This window comes from Acidovorax sp. SUPP3434 (genome assembly GCF_030159015.1).
Taxonomy (GTDB): Bacteria; Pseudomonadota; Gammaproteobacteria; order Burkholderiales; family Burkholderiaceae_C; genus Paracidovorax.
The window spans coordinates 14,831-30,837 of the sequence record NZ_BQXL01000016.1; the positions used below are offsets into that span (position 1 = coordinate 14,831).

15 protein-coding genes, 1 tRNA gene and 1 riboswitch are annotated in these 16,007 nt (G+C 68.5%); of the genes, 8 read left to right on the forward strand and 8 right to left on the reverse strand.

Annotation, left to right across the window (positions count from 1 at the left end; translation table 11 throughout):
* Window positions 1–22: 22 nt before the first annotated feature.
* The 5 genes from rsmB to AVKW3434_RS19730 all read left to right on the forward strand — a co-directional run bounded on the left by rsmB (window position 23) and on the right by AVKW3434_RS19730 (window position 5,110).
* Window positions 23–1,357 carry a 16S rRNA (cytosine(967)-C(5))-methyltransferase RsmB gene (gene rsmB, locus AVKW3434_RS19710; RefSeq protein ID WP_284407232.1) on the forward strand — a complete coding sequence of 445 codons (1,335 nt, stop codon included), beginning with the start codon at window positions 23–25 and terminating at the stop codon, window positions 1,355–1,357.
* Window positions 1,347–1,970: a DUF4390 domain-containing protein gene (locus AVKW3434_RS19715; RefSeq protein ID WP_502869129.1), complete on the forward strand. Its 624-nt coding sequence runs from the start codon at window positions 1,347–1,349 to the stop codon at window positions 1,968–1,970. Before rsmB ends, AVKW3434_RS19715 begins: the two co-directional genes overlap by 11 nt.
* On the forward strand, window positions 1,967–4,243 hold the full coding sequence (locus tag AVKW3434_RS19720) for a sensor histidine kinase (protein WP_284407167.1): 2,277 nt from the start codon (window positions 1,967–1,969) through the stop codon (window positions 4,241–4,243). Before AVKW3434_RS19715 ends, AVKW3434_RS19720 begins: the two co-directional genes overlap by 4 nt.
* Before the next feature lie 38 nt (window positions 4,244–4,281).
* A complete protein-coding gene (locus tag AVKW3434_RS19725) occupies window positions 4,282–4,983 on the forward strand; it encodes a response regulator (protein WP_284407168.1) in 702 nt (233 codons plus the stop codon).
* Between the two features lie 51 nt (window positions 4,984–5,034).
* A tRNA-Phe gene (locus AVKW3434_RS19730) sits at window positions 5,035–5,110 on the forward strand.
* Window positions 5,111–5,288: 178 nt separating this feature from the next.
* Here the strand turns inward: AVKW3434_RS19730 and AVKW3434_RS19735 are convergent.
* From AVKW3434_RS19735 to AVKW3434_RS19745, 3 genes are all read right to left on the reverse strand, one after another.
* Window positions 5,289–5,594 (reverse strand): cupin domain-containing protein, encoded by a 306-nt coding sequence (locus tag AVKW3434_RS19735; RefSeq protein ID WP_284407169.1) that lies wholly within the window; start codon window positions 5,592–5,594, stop codon window positions 5,289–5,291.
* Window positions 5,595–5,597: 3 nt separating this feature from the next.
* Window positions 5,598–6,431, reverse strand: coding sequence for an alpha/beta fold hydrolase (locus tag AVKW3434_RS19740; RefSeq protein WP_284407170.1), 834 nt, complete (start codon window positions 6,429–6,431; stop codon window positions 5,598–5,600).
* Between the two features lie 190 nt (window positions 6,432–6,621).
* Window positions 6,622–8,028: a diguanylate cyclase domain-containing protein gene (locus AVKW3434_RS19745; protein WP_284407171.1), complete on the reverse strand. Its 1,407-nt coding sequence runs from the start codon at window positions 8,026–8,028 to the stop codon at window positions 6,622–6,624.
* A gap of 380 nt (window positions 8,029–8,408) precedes the next feature.
* Between AVKW3434_RS19745 and AVKW3434_RS19750 the strand changes: the two genes are divergently transcribed.
* Complete coding sequence (locus tag AVKW3434_RS19750) at window positions 8,409–9,161, forward strand: tyrosine-protein phosphatase (protein ID WP_284407172.1); 753 nt, start codon at window positions 8,409–8,411, stop codon at window positions 9,159–9,161.
* 96 nt (window positions 9,162–9,257) lie between these two features.
* Here the strand turns inward: AVKW3434_RS19750 and AVKW3434_RS19755 are convergent, their stop codons facing one another.
* Window positions 9,258–9,752, reverse strand: a complete 495-nt coding sequence (locus AVKW3434_RS19755; protein WP_284402479.1) for an HU family DNA-binding protein — start codon at window positions 9,750–9,752, stop codon at window positions 9,258–9,260.
* A 277-nt stretch (window positions 9,753–10,029) separates the two neighbouring features.
* On the opposite strand from AVKW3434_RS19755, the gene AVKW3434_RS19760 reads away from it, so the two are divergent.
* The gene (locus AVKW3434_RS19760) at window positions 10,030–10,932 is read left to right on the forward strand and encodes a PhaM family polyhydroxyalkanoate granule multifunctional regulatory protein (RefSeq protein WP_284407173.1); all 903 of its coding nucleotides are present in this window, start codon (window positions 10,030–10,032) and stop codon (window positions 10,930–10,932) included.
* A gap of 73 nt (window positions 10,933–11,005) precedes the next feature.
* The gene (locus AVKW3434_RS19765) at window positions 11,006–12,322 is read left to right on the forward strand and encodes an FIST signal transduction protein (RefSeq protein WP_284407174.1); all 1,317 of its coding nucleotides are present in this window, start codon (window positions 11,006–11,008) and stop codon (window positions 12,320–12,322) included.
* Between the two features lie 146 nt (window positions 12,323–12,468).
* Here AVKW3434_RS19765 and AVKW3434_RS19770 read toward each other — a convergent pair whose 3' ends face one another.
* The 4 genes from AVKW3434_RS19770 to AVKW3434_RS19785 all read right to left on the reverse strand — a co-directional run bounded on the left by AVKW3434_RS19770 (window position 12,469) and on the right by AVKW3434_RS19785 (window position 16,003).
* Window positions 12,469–13,773, reverse strand: a complete 1,305-nt coding sequence (locus AVKW3434_RS19770; RefSeq protein WP_272566804.1) for a D-amino acid dehydrogenase — start codon at window positions 13,771–13,773, stop codon at window positions 12,469–12,471.
* A gap of 93 nt (window positions 13,774–13,866) precedes the next feature.
* Window positions 13,867–13,977: riboswitch (glycine riboswitch) on the reverse strand.
* Window positions 13,978–14,128: 151 nt separating this feature from the next.
* The gene (locus tag AVKW3434_RS19775; protein WP_284407175.1) at window positions 14,129–15,148 is read right to left on the reverse strand and encodes a Bug family tripartite tricarboxylate transporter substrate binding protein; all 1,020 of its coding nucleotides are present in this window, start codon (window positions 15,146–15,148) and stop codon (window positions 14,129–14,131) included.
* 148 nt (window positions 15,149–15,296) lie between these two features.
* Window positions 15,297–15,719 (reverse strand): YXWGXW repeat-containing protein, encoded by a 423-nt coding sequence (locus AVKW3434_RS19780; RefSeq protein WP_284402473.1) that lies wholly within the window; start codon window positions 15,717–15,719, stop codon window positions 15,297–15,299.
* A gap of 143 nt (window positions 15,720–15,862) precedes the next feature.
* Window positions 15,863–16,003, reverse strand: coding sequence for a hypothetical protein (locus AVKW3434_RS19785; RefSeq protein ID WP_284407176.1), 141 nt, complete (start codon window positions 16,001–16,003; stop codon window positions 15,863–15,865).
* Window positions 16,004–16,007 lie beyond the last annotated feature (4 nt).

The following is a 16,007-nucleotide window of genomic DNA, read 5'->3' on the forward strand; positions in this document are numbered from 1 at the left end:
CCCGGCGGAGGGCGAACGCCGCATGGAGCCCGCGCTGTGGCGCCAGTTGGATGCGGTGGTGACCGCGCTGCAGGCCGTGCGCGGCGGGCAGTCGGGTACGGCGGCCTTGGCCGCTGTCGAGCCGGGCTTGCGGCCCGGGGTGCAGGCGCTGTTGTTCCAGGTGCTGCGCAATCTGGGCCGGGCGCAGGCGCTGCGCAAGCAACTGGCGCCCCGCAACCCACCGCCGCGGGCCGACGCCCTGCTGTGCACGGCCCTGGCGCTGGCCTGGTCGCCCGACGAGGCGCCTTACGAGGCGTTCACCCTCGTCAACCAGGCGGTGGAGGCGGCCAAGCGCAACCCGGCATCGCAAGCGCAGGCGCCGTTCCTGAACGCCTGCCTGCGCCGCTTTCTGCGCGAACGCGATGCGCTGGTGGCCGCCACCGACGGCGATCCGGTCGCCCAGTGGAACCACCCGGCCTGGTGGATCGCCCGGCTGCGCAAGGACCACCCGCAGCACTGGCAGCAGATCCTGCAGGCCAACAATGCCCATGCACCGATGGCGCTCCGGGTCAATGTGCAAAAAACGACTCCAGCACAATATTTACTAGGGCTATCTGCTATCAATTTAGAAGCATCTCCTGCGGGGCCGTTCGGCATCGTCCTGGACCGCCCGGTGGCCGTGCAGCAACTGCCGGCCTTTGCAGACGGCCACGTCTCGGTGCAGGACACCGCGGCCCAGATGGCGGCGCCGCTGCTGCTGGAGGGGCTGGACCTGTCGCAGCCGCTGCGCGTGCTGGACGCCTGCGCAGCGCCCGGCGGCAAGACCGCGCACTTGCTCGAATACGCGGGTGCCGCCTCGCCGATGCAGGTCGTGGCGCTGGAAATCGACGCCGACCGCGCCACCCGCATCCACGAAACGCTGGACCGGGTGGGGGTTCGGGCCCAGGTCCTCGTGGCCGATGCGGCACGGCCGCAGGACGGGTGGCTGAACGCCAGTGGGGGCGGGCGGTTCGACGCCATCTTGCTGGATGCGCCGTGCACGGCCTCGGGCATCGTCCGCCGCCACCCCGACGTGCGCTGGCTGCGGCGCGAGTCCGACATCGAGCAACTGGCCCAGCAGCAGGCCCGCCTGCTCGCCACGCTCTGGCCGCTGCTGCAGCCCGGCGGGCGGCTGCTCTACTGCACCTGCTCCGTGTTTCGTACCGAGGGCGAAGCGCAGGTGCAAACGTTTCTTGCGCGCAACACCGACGCCCGTTTGCTGCCGTCTCCCGGCCATTTAATACCCGGCAAACCGGACGAAAGCGGCGGCGTCTCGGAGAATCGTCCGGGTGATCATGACGGATTCTTTTACGCCCTGTTGCAAAAACATGCGGCCTGAACAGCCCGCTTCGCGCCCTGCCGCGTGGCTTGCGGTGGCCATGGCCGCGCTACTGTGCATGTGCCTGGCGCTGTGGTCCCCGGCGGTGCTGGCGCAGCCCGATGCGGGCGACCTGCGCGTCGAAGCCAACGACGAGGGCCTGTACCTGTCGACCACGCTGCACTTCGACCTGCCCGAGCTGGCGGAAGACGCCCTCTACAAAGGCATCTCGATGTACTTCGTGGCTGAGGCCGACGTGGTCCGCGAGCGCTGGTACTGGTATGACAAGGCGGTGGCCCACTCGGTGCGCTACCTGCGGCTGAGCTACCAGCCGCTCACGCGCCGGTGGCGCCTCAATCAGTCCGCCACGCCGTTCGCCAACACCGGGCTGGGGGTGGCGCTGGGCCAGAACTTCGACGAACTGGGCGATGCGCTTTCCGCCATGCAGCGCATCAGCCGCTGGAAGATCGCCGACGCGGACGAGGTCTCCGGCGGGCCCTATACCGTGCATTTTCAGTTCCGCCTCGACATGTCTCAGTTGCCCCGCCCGTTCCAGATCGGCGCGGTGGGGCGCTCGGGCTGGGACCTGATGCTGTCGCGCAGCGTGCGCGCCGTGGCCGAGCGCGCGCCATGACCGACGACCACAGCGTTCCCCGCACGCCACAGCAGGCCCGTGCCTCCCGCTGGGCCCTGGGCGTGGGCGTGGCGATCATGTGCGCGATCGGGCTGGTGCTGCTTTTCCTGCTCACCGTCGCTACCAACAACCGTGCGCTGTACGAGCGCAACTACGCCTGGCTGTTCGGCCTGAACGTCCTGGTGGCCGTGCTGCTGCTCGCCGTCCTGGTGTGGGTCGTGGTGCGCCTGGCGGTGCGGCTGCGGCGGGGGCGCTTCGGCAGCCGCCTGCTGGTCAAGTTGGCAGGCATCTTTGCGGTCGTGGGGCTGCTGCCAGGACTGCTGATCTATGTGGTGTCCTACCAGTTCGTGTCGCGCTCCATCGAAAGCTGGTTCGACGTGAAGGTGGAGGGCGCCCTGTCCGCCGGCGTCAGCCTGGCCCGGGTCACGCTGGACACGATCGCCAGCGACATGGCCATGCAAACACGCACCGCCAGCAGCCAACTGGCGCAGGTGCCCGACGCGGCGGCCGGCGTGGTGCTCGAACGCATCCGCGACCAGCTGGGGGCCAGCGACGTGGTGCTGTTCAGCACGGCAGGCCAGCCGGTGGCCAGTGCCGGGCAATCCCGGTTCGATCTCAGCCCCGAGCGGCCCAGCGCCCAGTTGCTGCGCAACGCGCGCCAGCAGCGCGCCACCTTCCAGATCGAGGGGCTGGACGACATCGCCGATCCCGCTGCCGTGCAGAACGCCCGGGTCAAGACCCTCGTGGCCGTCGGCAACGCCAGCGTGGGGCTCCTGGTGGAACCCCGCTACCTGCAGGCCACGCTGCGGCTGCCGCAGGTGCTGGTGTCCAACGCCATCGCCGTGCAGGAGGCCAACCGGGAGTACCAGGAGCGCGCCCTGGCCCGCGAGGGGCTGCGGCGCATGTACATCGGTACGCTCACCCTGAGCCTGTTCCTGGCCGTCTTCGGGGCCGTACTGCTCGCCGTGCTGCTGGGCCGCCAACTGGCACGCCCCCTGCTGGTGCTGGCCGAGGGCGTGCGCGAGGTCGCATCGGGCAACCTGAGCCCCAAGGCCGTGCTGCAGGGCAACGACGAATTGGGCGGGCTGACCCGCTCCTTCGCCGTCATGACCCAGCAGTTGTCCGACGCCCGCACCGCCGTCGAGCACAGCATGGGCGAGGTCGATGCGGCGCGGGCCCACTTGCAGACCATTCTGGACAACCTCACCGCGGGCGTGATCGTGCTGGACGCCGAGGGGCGCATCCGCTCCACCAACCCCGGCGCCACCCGCATCCTGCGGGCCCCGATGGCCGCCTTCGAAGGCCGGCCGCTGGCCGACGTGCCCGGGCTGGCCGAATTCGCCAGTGCCGTGCAGGGCCACTTCGAGGCCTTCCTGGGCGACCGCGAGCAGCATGGACTGGACCACTGGCAACATTCCTTCGACCTTTACGGCTCGCCCGCCTCGGGCGTGGCCGCCAACGGCACCAGCCTGGTGGCCCGGGGGGCGGAGCTGCCCAACGCGTTGCGCCTTCTGGTGTTCGACGACATCTCCGAAATCGTCTCGGCCCAGCGTGCACAGGCCTGGGGCGAAGTCGCCCGGCGCCTGGCCCATGAAATCAAGAATCCGCTCACGCCGATCCAACTGTCCGCCGAGCGCCTGGAGATGAAGCTCTCCGGCAAGCTGCCGGATGCCGAGCAAGCCGTGCTGACCAAATCCGTGCGCACCATCGTCGATCAGGTGGATGCGATGAAGCGGCTGGTCAACGAGTTTCGCGACTATGCCCGCCTGCCCGCAGCGGAGCTGCATGCGCTCGACCTGAACGCCCTCGTCACCGACGTGCTGCAGCTCTACGGCGCCGAGAACGCGACCGTGCCCGTGGAGGCCGAACTCGATCCCCGCTGCCCCGAGATCGCGGGCGATGCGCAGCAACTGCGCCAGGTCATTCACAACCTGCTGCAGAACGCGCAGGACGCCAGCGAGCCCACCCGCGAGCAGGGCGGGGCCGCCGGCGCACCCGTGCGCATCACCACGCGCTGGAGCCAGTCGTCGCGGCGCGTGCGGCTGACGGTGACCGACAGCGGAACGGGATTTCCCAACCACATCCTTCAGCGCGCCTTCGAACCGTATGTAACCACCAAGCCGCGGGGCACTGGCCTGGGACTTGCTGTGGTGAAAAAGATCGCCGACGAGCATGGTGCCCGTGTCGATCTTGTCAATCGGGTGGAAGAAGGGGTGGTGCTCGGCGCGCAAGTGTCGCTATCATTCGCCCCTGGCCACGTGGTGGCACATTAACAACACTTGGAAACGTATCGCGAGGCTGATCAAAACCCATGGCAAACATTCTGGTGGTCGACGACGAACTGGGCATCCGTGACCTGTTGTCGGAAATTCTGAACGATGAAGGGCACAGCGTGGACCTCGCAGAGAACGCCACGCAGGCCCGCGCCGCCCGTGCCGCCAATGCGTACGACCTTGTGCTCCTCGATATCTGGATGCCCGATACCGATGGCGTCTCGCTCCTCAAGGAATGGGCCATGGCCGGCACGCTGACCATGCCCGTCATCATGATGAGCGGCCACGCCACCATCGACACCGCGGTCGAAGCCACCCGCATCGGCGCCTTTTCCTTCCTGGAAAAGCCCATCACGATGCAGAAGCTGCTCAAGGCGGTCGAACAGGGCCTGGCGCGCAGCGCCGCCCAGCCGGCGGCGTCGTCGGCCGCCACCGCGACAGCCGCCACGCCACCACCCGCCGCTGCCACCCCTGCCGCCCCCGAGGCCCAGGGCGCTCCGGTGGCGGCCTTGCCCGTGGTGACGAAGGACCCCGGCCCGCATGCGCACCAGGGCTTCGATCTGGACCGGCCGCTGCGTGAAGCCCGCGACGGTTTCGAGAAGGCGTACTTCGAATTCCACCTGGCGCGCGAAGGCGGCTCCATGACGCGCGTGGCCGAAAAAACGGGCCTGGAGCGCACCCACCTGTACCGCAAGCTGCGCCAGCTCGGCGTGGACCTGGGCCGCGGCAAACGCAATTAAGTCGTCAGAGTTTCAGAACGCCTCTTTTTTCTGGTTATAATTTGAGGCTTAGGCCCGGTAGCTCAGTCGGTAGAGCAGAGGATTGAAAATCCTTGTGTCGGTGGTTCGATTCCGCCCCAGGCCACCAGTCATCAAAGCCCTTGGTTCTTGCGAACCAGGGGCTTTTTGTTTTGCGGATGGTTTTCCTCACCCTGATGCGGTCGTGTGTGGAGCGGCCAAGCGGTTCGGTGGCGTGCGCTCGCTCCAACCACTAAAACCCGAACCATTCCTGCCAACGCGGCATTTCCTGTCGATGATCCGGCGATTCAAGCCGCGCTCGTTCTCCGCGCCACCCAGTACGTGGCCCCATCCGGGCCGTAGCGCTCCTCGTGCGGTTCCGACCGATCCAGTTCGAACATGTCGCCAGGCACCAGGTGGCGCGTGGTGCCCGACTGCGTCAGCCACATCTCGCCCGCCACCACCAATGCACTCGCATGAAAATCGTGCCGATGCTCCTGCACGATTTGCTGCGGGGCCCAGGTGCGAACGAGTGCTTGCTCGTAGCCTTTCGCCAGCGCCTCGCGCTCGAAGTCTTCGAAGGTCGCGGGAATGGGGGCATGTGGCTCGGCCATGGCTCAGCTTTTCAGGAATTCGATCAACGCGGCATTGAATTCCTGCGCATGCGACAGGTTGAATCCATGCGGCGCCCCGACGATGACCTTGAGTACGCTGCCAGGAATCGCCTTGTGGGTGCGGGCTCCGCTCACTTCCAGCGGCACGATGGCGTCGGCATCGCCGTGGAGGACCAGCGTCGGAACCTTCACGCTTTTCAGGTCTTCGCGGAAGTCGGTTTTGCCGAAGGCCTCAATGCAGTCGAGCGTGCCTTTGGGCGATGCCATGGCGGCGATGTCGCGGGCGTACTGGCGCTGTTCCTCGCTGACTTTGAGCTTGCCGTCCACGCTGAAGAAGTTGTGCGTGAAGTTTTCCAGGAACGCCATCCGGTCCTTTTTGACGCCCTCTTTGAATTGCGCAATCGTCGCGTCGTCCAGTCCGCCCTCCGGGTTGTCGGCGCTCTTGTAGAGGTAGGGCGGAACGGCGCCCGCGAAGACCAGCTTGGCCACGCGCTGGCCGCCGTATTTCGCGATGTACCGCGCGAGTTCGCCGCCGCCCATCGAGAAGCCGACCAGCGTGGCGCCCGTGAGATCGAGCCCGGTCATCAGCGCATCGAGGTCTTTCGCGAAGGTGTCGTAGTCGTAGCCCTCCCAGGGTTGCGACGATGCGCCGAAGCCGCGGCGGTCATAGGCGATCACGCGGTAGCCCGCTTCGACGAGGGCGGAGATCTGGGCTTCCCACGAGCGCCCGCTCAGGGGCCAGCCATGGATGAGCACGACGGGGGCGCCCTGCCCGTAATCTTCGTAGTGGATCTCGACGGGATGGCGGGCGCTGGATTCGGTTTGGAGCTTGGGCATGGGGGTGCGGACCTCGGCAGTGAGTGGATGTGAAGGGGGTGAGGAGTGAAGGAATCCATTGGGTCCAGAATTTCAAATCACGTCAATCAGACCTGTCCTACTCAGCCGCTGGCGCATTCGGTCCTGCTCGCAGGACGGGCTGCAACGCGATCACCTTCGCGAGCGCGTTGCCTGCGGTGGCGGCGCGGCATTACGCTGGCGGTGTGCCCTCGTACACCTGCAGCCCGCTGGCCTGCTGCTTGGCGCTGTACATGGCGAGGTCGGCGCAATGCAGCACCTGGGCGGCCACGGTCGAATTCTCGGGCGAGCGCGCGATGCCGATGCTGGCCCCGACGTTCACCCACTGGTCCGGGCGCACCTGGATGGGCTGCCGGATGGCGTTGACGATGGCGGCGGCGGCCTCCTGCACGCGCTGCAGGTCCTGCGAGCGCATCAGGATGGCGAATTCGTCTCCGCCCAGGCGCGCCAGCGTGTCCGACGAGCGCACGTGCTTCTTGGTTCGCAGCGCCACTTCCTTCAAGACGGCGTCCCCCGCTTCGTGGCCGTAGTTGTCGTTGATGGCCTTGAACTTGTCGAGATCCATCAGCAAGATCGCGTATCCGGTGTTCAGGGCCTGCTGGTTCTGCTCGGCGTTCTCCAGGTTGATCTCGAAAAGCCGCCGGTTGGCCAGATGGGTCAGCGCATCGCGGTGCGCCACGTTCTCAAGCGGCACGACCACCCGGTTGGTGATGAGGTTCGCGGCCAGGATGGAGAGGAACGAACTGAACAGGATGCTGGCGGCGAACAGCCCCTCCAGCCGCAGGAAAGGCGAGAAGACCGGCGCGAACGGCTTGGCCACCACCGCGATGACGTTGGAGCCCTGCAGCCCGCCCAGGTTGATGACCTTGGCCCGGTACTGCGCACCGTCCGTGCCTTCCGCCGAAAAGTTCTCGGACGACTGCGTGTGTTCGTGGATGCTCCGGTTGAGCACGATGCCGGGCAGGGTCGAGGTGTGGATGACGAAATCGCCTTCGCTTTCCTGCGACAGGAACGCCATCTTCAGCTGCGTCATCTTGGTGAACTGCTCCACCGCCATGGTGTTGACGCGATAGCCCAGAAAGATGTTCATGATGGGCATGGGGGCGCTGATGGTGGCCTTGACCCAGTTGTAGAGCACGGGCGTGTGCTCGCCCGCGGCCAGCGGGCCGATGCTGCGGCCGGTTTCGCTGACCTCGGTCACGAGGGCCTCCAGCGTCGCGTCCAGATCCAGGTCGCGCTCGTTCAGCAACTGGGTCACGGAAGCGCGGGCCACGATCTTGTGGTTGAGGTCCGTGAGGACGATCAGCTCGGCCCCCGTGCGGGCCAGCTGGCTGGCCAGCGCCGATTCGATGGTCGCGCGGTTGCCGTTGGCGATGGTGTGCTGCAGCCCGTAGTCTTTCGTGACCAGCAGCGAGGTCTGCTGCCGGTTGTCCTTGCGCGTGGCGGCCGTGTACAGGAAGGTCTGCGCCCCGCCTTCCAGCGCGGAATCCACGCTTTCCAGCGCGATGTTGCGGTTGGCGAAGTGCAGGAAGACGAACGCCACCACCTGGACGATGATCAGCGCCGGAACCAGCAGCATCAGGAGCTTTCTGGTGGAAGCGTTCGCCAGCGTCTTCTTCATGGATGCAAGCCCCCTCCTGAAATTATGGAATGGAAGGCCGGACCGTGGGCGGTCGCTGGCCTTTGATTCTTGTCGTGCGCCTCTCCACGCTGAGCCTGGCCCCCTGCACCGGGACCCTGTTCGGCAGGGGCAGGCATTCGCCCTTGCGTCCTTTCTCCGTGCCTCTTTCTGTGCACTTGCATCCTTGCCGCCGCCATGGCTTCCAGCGGGGCCGGGTGATCCGTAGCCAGTATAGGGTGGCGCCCCGCGATTGGGGCAGGGGTTCCCCAGGGATCGGCGCCATGGGCCATGCCCTGGCCACCCCTCCGGCCCGCGCGCCTTTCGCATAAAGTGGCTGCATGAGCGACTCACCTTCCTACTCCCGTTCGCTGAACCTGCTGGGCGCCACCAATTTCCGCGACCTGGGCGGCTACCCGGGCGAGCAGGGCCGGCCCGTGCGCTGGCGCCGCCTGTTCCGCTCCGACCACCTGGCCGCGCTGACGCCCGAAGACGCGCAGGCGCTGTCGGCGCTGGGGCTGGCGCGCGCCGTGGATTTCCGGGGGGAGCATGAGCGGGCCACGCTGGCCTACGTGCTGCCCGACGTGGCTTACTACCCGCTGTCCATCGAGCCGACGGTGGTGCAGCGTGCCAAGGAGATGGCGCTGTCGGGCCACACGCTCACACCCGAGATCGCGATGGATCTGATGCGCGACACCTACCGCGCTTTCGTCGCGTACAACACGCGCGAGTTCGCCACGCTGTTCGAGCACCTGCTGGACAACGACACGCCGCTGGTCTTTCACTGCACCGCGGGCAAGGACCGCACGGGCTTCGCGGCAGCGCTCATCTTGCTGGCGCTGGGCGTATCGCGCGAGGTGGTGATGCAGGACTATCTGCTCACCAACGGGTTGTACCGGCGGCCCGCGCAGGTGAACGGGGCCGCGCCGGAGGCGGTGCTGAACGTGCTGTGGCGCGTGCAGCAGGATTTTCTCGAAGCGGCGCTGCAGGCCGTGGAGACGGACCATGGCGGCGTACTGCGCTACCTGGAGCACCGGCTGGGCGTGGGCCCCGCCGAGCGCAGGCGCCTGGCGCAGTGGTATCTGGAGCCCTGATGGGAGCGCGGTGCGCATGAAAAAAAGCCGGCACAGGTGCCGGCTTTTTTGTTGGGCTGGCGGTGCCGCCAAGGCACCGCGGAGCGCACCGGTCGATCAGACCGTGGCGTCCTTGAGCTTCTTCAGCGCGCGGGTCTTGATCTTGACCGAGGCGGGCTTGGCGGGGAACCAGCGCTCGGCACCCGTGAACGGGTCCTTGCCGAAGCGCTTCTTCTTGGCGGGCACTTGCTGCAGGCCGATCTTCATCAGGCCGGGCAGCGTGAATTCGCCGGAGCCCTTCTTGTGCACCGAAGCCAGGATGGCCGATTCCAGTGCTGCGAGCACGGCCTTGGCGGCCTTGGGCTCGACGCCGGCCTGCTGCGCCAGGTGGGCGATCAGCGAGGTCTTCGTGAACACTTCCTTCAGCGGCTTGAGCGCGGCGGGCGCGGCCTTGGCGGCGACGGGGGCCTTGGCCTTGGGGGCTGCGACCTTCTTCACGGGAGCGGCCTTCTTGGCCGGTGCTGCGACCTTCTTGGCCACGGGGGCTGCCGCCTTCTTGGCTGCGGGAGCGGCCTTCTTTGCAGGCGCGGTGGTTTTCTTTGCAGTTGCCATGGTGTTGGTATTTCTCGGAAAAAGTGGTGAACATTCCAGCATGCTGGTCGCCGGATTCTAGGGGGTTTGCATCGGCGGGCGCGGGCCGCACGCGGATTGCACGCTGCAAGCGGCATGGATGCTGGGTTCGAAGGCCCCGAGGCGCGCGCAGAAAGCGGTGCCGGCGAGGTGCCCTGGCGATGCCGGGCGATGCCCGCGGCGTTGGCCCCGCGGGGCAATCGCGTTAAGCTGTCCCATCCCCCACCGGCGCCATGCAGCGCATCGCAAAGGAATGGCCATGAGCGACACATCCCCCTTCGGTTTCGGCAGGTTCGTGCCGGGCTTCGACTTCCTCCAGAACCTGGCCAAAGGCGCGCCGGGCGGCGTGCCGCAGATGCCGAGCCTGTCCAGTTGGGTGGCCCCGACGATCAGCGTGGAAGAGCTGGAAAAACGCATCGATGAATTGAAGGCCGTGCAGTTCTGGCTGGAGCAGAACTCGCGCGCGTTGAGCGCCACGGTGCAGGCGCTGGAGGTGCAGAAGATGACCCTCGCCACGCTCAAGGGCATGAACGTGGCGATGGGCGATCTGGCCGGTGCCTTCGCGCCCAAGCCATCGCCTGCGGCGCCCGCCCCCGAGCCCGCACGTGCCAGCCCCGCCGCCTACCGCGAGCCCCAGCGCGAGCCACCGGCCGAGGCGCCCGCTTCCGAGTCCGCGGCCCAAGAAGACGCCGCCAGCGACCACGCAGCCGCAGGTGCGGCGTCCGCCGCGCTGCCCGGCGTCGTGGACCCGATGCAGTGGTGGGGCGCGCTGACCAGCCAGTTCCAGCAGATCGCAGCCCAGGCGATGGGCGATGCGTCGCACCAGGCCGCGGTGGAGGCCACGCGCGGTGCGGCGGCCGAGGCCTTCAAGACCGCCACCGACATGGCCACGCAACTGGCCGCCCAGGGGCTGCAGGGCGTGCAGGAGGCTACGCGCATGGCCCAGGCGCCGCAGGATGCCAAGGCGCCAACCGCCCGCAGCCGCAAGCCGGCCGCGGCCCCTGCCTCAGCCCGCACCGCAGCCCCGCGCACCCGGCCGGCCGCTGCGCCGAAAAAGGCCGCTGCCAGGAAGCCCGTGGGGGCTCCCCCTTCCGCGGCGCGGCGCGCTGCCGCGCCGGCCGCGGCCAAGTCCGCCGCACCGCGCAAGCGGACGGGCCCGTGACCGCATCTCCCTGCACTTTCTTGTCCGACATGGCCGCCCGCGCAGCGGGCCGCCGCGACCTTTGCCTCCGACCATGAAACTCTTTCCCAACGGCCACGCCACCCATCCCCAGTGGCGCATGGCGGCCGCGCTGGTGCTGGCGCAACTGCGCGCGCAGATGGCGCTGCCGCAGTACGCCAGCGCGCCCACCCTGGGGGTGCTCTACATCACCGACCACTATGCGGACGAGGCGCAGGCCCTGCTCGACTTCATCTCGGCCGAACTGCCCGAGGTGACCGACTGGAGCGGCACCGTGGGCGTGGGCGTGGCGGCCAACAACGCCGAATACTTCGACGAGCCGGCACTGTCCGTCATGCTGCTGGACCTGCGGTCCGACCAGTACCGCGTGTTCTCCGGCGTGGCGCCGCTGGCGCGCAATGCGGCCAGCGGGTTCGTCGCGCACACGGCGCTCGTGCACGCGGACGGCCGCACGCCCGATCTGGCCGAGCTGATCGATGAAATGGCCGACCGTACGGCCACCGGGTACCTGTTCGGCGGCTTGTCGGCCAGCCGCAACGCGAGCGTGCAGTTCGCCGTGGGCGGCAACGGCAACATCGCGGGGCAGGGCGGCGCGCGCGGCGTGTTCGACGGCGGACTGTCGGGCGTGGCCTTCAGCGAGGGCGTGAGCCTGCTGTCGCGCGTCACGCAGGGTTGCCAGCCCGTGGGGCCGCTGTGCACCATCACCGAGGCGCAGGACAACGTGGTGCTGGCGCTCGACGGCCAGCCGGCGCTGGATGCGCTGCTGGACACGCTGCACATCTCGCTCGACGGCGATCCGCAGCCCGCGCTGCGCGAAGTGCGGGCCACGCTCGCGGGCCTGGTGGATGCCGGCGTGCAGCCGCTCGGCCGGGCCGGGCATTTCGGCACGGACACCCGGGTGCGCCACATCGTGGGGCTCGACGCCACGCGCCGGGGCGTGGCCCTGGCCGACCAGGTGGAAGAGGGCATGCGCCTGGCGTTCTGCCAGCGCAACGTGGCGGCGGCCCGAGCCGACCTGATGCGCATCTGCGCCGAGATCCGCGAGGAGCTCACGCCCGAGGAAGCCGAGACCCTGCCCGCACCGTCGGCCGACAGCGAGCGCCGCGCGCTGGCGCAGGCCCTGGGCGGCGGTGCCGACGGGGCCGCGCGCGCGCCGGTGCAGCGGCACATCGTGGGCGCGATCTACGTGAGTTGCTCCGGGCGCGGCGGCCCGCATTTCGGCGGGCCGAGCGCGGAGCTGCAGATCGTGCGCCATGCGCTGGGCGACGTGCCGCTGGTGGGGTTCTTCGCCGGCGGCGAGATCGCCCACCACCGGCTGTACGGCTACACCGGCGTGCTCACGGTCTTCACCAGCGAGCACGCGCCGGCCTGAGCCCGGTGACCGCGGGCGGCCCCGCGCCGGCATGCCTGCAGGCCGTGCGCCCCTTGCAGGGTCGGCCCAACGGGGTTTTGGGCCTTTTTGGCCTCACGCCCTAGAAAATCATGCGGCGACTGCTATGAAAATAATAGCAATGGACTTCAGGTCACCGGCAGGAGCGCGGGCGCGGCCGTGCGTGGCATGCCGGTGAAGGCGAAGTCCACTTCCGGCGCCAGCCCGCTCACAATGCGGGCGATGGAGCGGCCCGAGCCGCAGGCGTGCGTCCAGCCCAGCGTGCCGTGCCCTGTGTTGAGGAACAGGTTGCCGATTTTCGTCTTGCCGATCAGCGGCACGTTGCTGGGCGTGGCGGGGCGCAGCCCGGTCCAGAACTGGGCCTGGCGCGTGTCGCCTGCGCCGGGAAAGAGTTCTTCCACGCGGCGCACGATGGCTTCGCAGCGCACGGGGTTCAAGTCGCGCTGGTAGCCGTTGAGTTCCGCCGTGCCGGCGATGCGCAGGCGGTCGCCGCGCTCGCTGGTGTAGCGCGAGAAGACGAGCTTGAATTCATCGTCCGTCAGGCTCACCTCGTAGGCCGCCGAGGCATCGCGCACGGGCATCGTGACCGAATAGCCCTTGGCCGGGTAGATGGGCAGGCGCAGGCCCAGCGGCTCGGCCAGCAGCGGGCTGAACGAGCCCATGGCCAGCACGTAGGCATCGCCCCGCACGCGTTCGAAGCGGCCTTCCGCGTTGGTGATCTCGGCATGGTCGATGGCGCCGCCCGCCGTGCGCAGCGCCGTGATGTGGCAGCCGGTGCGGAACTGCACGCCCGCTGCCTGCGCCAGCCGGGCCAACTCGCGCGTGAAGGTGTTGGCGTCGCCCGATTCGTCCTCGGCCGTGTAGGTGGCGCCGGCCAGTTGCGGGCGGATGTGGGCGAGCGCGGGCTCCAGCCGCACGGCCTCATCGGCGCTGACCACGCGGCGCTCGCAGCCCAGGGCGCGCATCTGCTCGGCGGGAGCGAGCGCGGCATCGAACTCCCGGGCGCTTGTGTAGAAGTGCAGGATGCCCTGCGTGCGCTGGTCGTACTGGAGGCCCGTATCGCGGCGCAGCTGCTGCAGCGTGTCGCGGCTGTAGGTGCCCAGGCGCACGATCTGCTCGATGTTGTGCCGCGTGCGGGCCGGCGTGCATTCGCGCAGGAACTGCAGGCCCCACAGCCACTGGCGCATGTCGGCGCGCAGGCGAAAGAGCAGGGGGGCGTCTTCGCGGCCCAGCCATTTCAGCACCTTGAACGGTGCGCCGGGGTTGGCCCAGGGCTCGGCATGGCTCACCGAGATCTGCCCGCCGTTGGCGAAGCTGGTTTCCGCACCGGGCACGCCCTGGCGGTCGATGACGGTCACTTCGTGGCCGAGTTGTTGCAGGAAATAGGCGGAGGTGGTGCCGAGCAGGCCGGCACCGAGAACGATCACGCGCATGATTCACAAGCCTTCTGGAAGGTTTGCGCAAGCAGATCGCCGGCGTGGTGCTATAGAATCGATAGCGTGCAGCCGACGGCGATCTGCCGTGCTGCCGCTCCCCCTGTCCTTGGTACCTGAGAGATTCACCCTGCGCCAACACGGCGAGGGGCTTGCTCCTTCGGTGCGCCATGGCATGCATGGCGGCTCTCCAGACGGCTTTGATGGTGGTGCAGTACGGGACCTGAGCGTGTATGGGAGTTTGCGCCTTCGGTGGAGCGGCCCGGGGGCCGTTCGCTCTCCTGCGGGGTGCATCGTAGCAGCGAAGCCGCGCGGCGCAAACCCCGTGCGCGGCGAAGGGGGCCGGGCCGTGCGGTCAGTCGATGCGGATCCGGGCGTCCTTCACCACCTGGGCCCACTTGGCGCGGTCGGTGTGGACGGTCTGGCGAAACTGCGCGGGGGTCTCGATGCGCACGGCGTTGCCCTGCGATTCGAAGCGCTCGCGCACCTCGGGCTGCTCGAGCACCTGGCGCAGGGCGGTGTTGAGTTTCTGCACCACGGCGGCGTCCGTTCCCTTGGGCGCGAAGAGCCCGAACCAGATCGAGCTGTCGAAGCCCTGCGTGCCCGGCAGGCCGCTGGAGGCGATGGTGGGCACCTCCTTGACGGCGGCCACGGGCTTGGCGGTGGTCACGCCCAGCAGGCGCACCTTGCCGGCCTTGTAGTGCGGCAGCACGGTCTGCACCTGGTTCATGATGCAGCAGGTCTCGCCGCGCACCACCGACGTGATGGCTTCGGGGCCGCCCTTGTAGGGCACGTGCACCATGTCCAGGCCCAGGCGCGCATTGAATTCGGCGAACGCCATGTGCGTGCCGGCGCCGTTGCCGGTGGAGGCGTAGTTGTACTTGCCGGGGTGGGCCTTCACCAGCGCGACGAACTCCTGGAGCGTCTTCGCGTCGATGACGTCGGGGTTGATGGTGAGCACGTTCGACACGTCGATCAGCGGGCCCACGGGGACGAAGTCGTTCTCCACGTCGAAGGGCAGCTTTGGGTAGAGCGCGGCGTTGCTGCCATGCGTGGCGGCGGTGCCGAAGGCCAGCGTGTAGCCGTCGGGCCGGGCGCGGGCCACGAACTCGCTGGCGATGTTGCCGGCGGCGCCCGATTTGTAGTCGATGACGATGGGCTGCCCGAGTTTCTGGCCCAGGGGCTCCTGCACCGCGCGGGCCACGACATCGATGCCCGAGCCCGCCGGAAAGCCCAGGATCAGGGTGATGGGCTGCCGGGGCCAGCCGGCGGCGTCGGCGTGGGCGGCGAAGCTGAAGGTGGTGGCCGCGGCGCAGGCCAGGGCGGCGGCGATGCGGCGGGTGGCGCGGTGGGTGATGGGAAAGAGGAGCGGCATGGCAGAGGGGCGCTGAACGCGGGGTGAGAACCGATGCGCCATTGTGGGCAAGCGTTCATGCGCCGCGCGCCATATGCATATGGGCCGGGGGCGCGCCGCCGCCATGGGGGAATGCGGCGGGCGCGGGGCCGCGCGGGCCCCGCGTGGCTCAGTACCGGTTCGGGTTGTCCGGGCGGCGGTCCTGGCGGTTGGGTACGCCGTCGCCGTCGCGGTCCCAGCCGCCGCGGCGCATCTCCCAGCGGCCGTCGTGCTGCACCCAGGCGGGCTGGCGATAGACATAGCCGGGGCGGGCGCGGACCCAGTGGCCGGCCACCCAGACATGGCGATGGCCACGCCATTCCCAATGGCCCGTCTCCCACACCATGCCGCGGCGCGGGGGCGGCACGGCCTCACGGCGGGGCGGGGGCGGTGCCTGGTACTGCACCATCACGGGCCCGGGCTGCCGGTACACCGGTCCGCCAGACTGCACGATCACGGTGGCACTGGTGGCTGCCCGTGCCACGGTAGTGACGGAGCCCATCGCGGCGAGGGCCAGCGTGGCGGCGGTGAGGGCAATGGTCTTGCGGGTCATGACGATCTCCTTTGGAAAAGCGCTGTGTGTTTTTTTCAGCACCTCCATCGTGATCCGCCAACGTCAAGCCGGTGTCGCCGCGGCGCGAAGTGTTGTGACCGGGTGTTTCCGGCCGCGAGGGTCGGTGGGCTATGCCCTGAAGGTCAAAACTCAGCGGCTGGCAGACCGTTGCGCCATCCATATTGGCTTGCGCCTTTGCGTTCCATGGGGCCGGGCGGCTCGGGTCTTGCGAGGGACTCCATCCCCGGAAACTTGGCGGTGCCGAAACCCGTGTAGTCATCCATGGAT

Coding starts and splice junctions, on each gene's coding strand:
- rsmB (WP_284407232.1), top strand. CDS start 23: ATGGAGCCCGCGCTGTGGCGCCAGTTGGATGCGGTGGTGACCGCGCTG.
- AVKW3434_RS19715 (WP_502869129.1), top strand. CDS start 1,347: ATGCGGCCTGAACAGCCCGCTTCGCGCCCTGCCGCGTGGCTTGCGGTG.
- AVKW3434_RS19720 (WP_284407167.1), top strand. CDS start 1,967: ATGACCGACGACCACAGCGTTCCCCGCACGCCACAGCAGGCCCGTGCC.
- AVKW3434_RS19725 (WP_284407168.1), top strand. CDS start 4,282: ATGGCAAACATTCTGGTGGTCGACGACGAACTGGGCATCCGTGACCTG.
- AVKW3434_RS19735 (WP_284407169.1), bottom strand. CDS start 5,594: ATGGCCGAGCCACATGCCCCCATTCCCGCGACCTTCGAAGACTTCGAG.
- AVKW3434_RS19740 (WP_284407170.1), bottom strand. CDS start 6,431: ATGCCCAAGCTCCAAACCGAATCCAGCGCCCGCCATCCCGTCGAGATC.
- AVKW3434_RS19745 (WP_284407171.1), bottom strand. CDS start 8,028: ATGCTGCTGGTTCCGGCGCTGATCATCGTCCAGGTGGTGGCGTTCGTC.
- AVKW3434_RS19750 (WP_284407172.1), top strand. CDS start 8,409: ATGAGCGACTCACCTTCCTACTCCCGTTCGCTGAACCTGCTGGGCGCC.
- AVKW3434_RS19755 (WP_284402479.1), bottom strand. CDS start 9,752: ATGGCAACTGCAAAGAAAACCACCGCGCCTGCAAAGAAGGCCGCTCCC.
- AVKW3434_RS19760 (WP_284407173.1), top strand. CDS start 10,030: ATGAGCGACACATCCCCCTTCGGTTTCGGCAGGTTCGTGCCGGGCTTC.
- AVKW3434_RS19765 (WP_284407174.1), top strand. CDS start 11,006: ATGAAACTCTTTCCCAACGGCCACGCCACCCATCCCCAGTGGCGCATG.
- AVKW3434_RS19770 (WP_272566804.1), bottom strand. CDS start 13,773: ATGCGCGTGATCGTTCTCGGTGCCGGCCTGCTCGGCACCACCTCCGCC.
- AVKW3434_RS19775 (WP_284407175.1), bottom strand. CDS start 15,148: ATGCCGCTCCTCTTTCCCATCACCCACCGCGCCACCCGCCGCATCGCC.
- AVKW3434_RS19780 (WP_284402473.1), bottom strand. CDS start 15,719: ATGACCCGCAAGACCATTGCCCTCACCGCCGCCACGCTGGCCCTCGCC.
- AVKW3434_RS19785 (WP_284407176.1), bottom strand. CDS start 16,003: ATGGATGACTACACGGGTTTCGGCACCGCCAAGTTTCCGGGGATGGAG.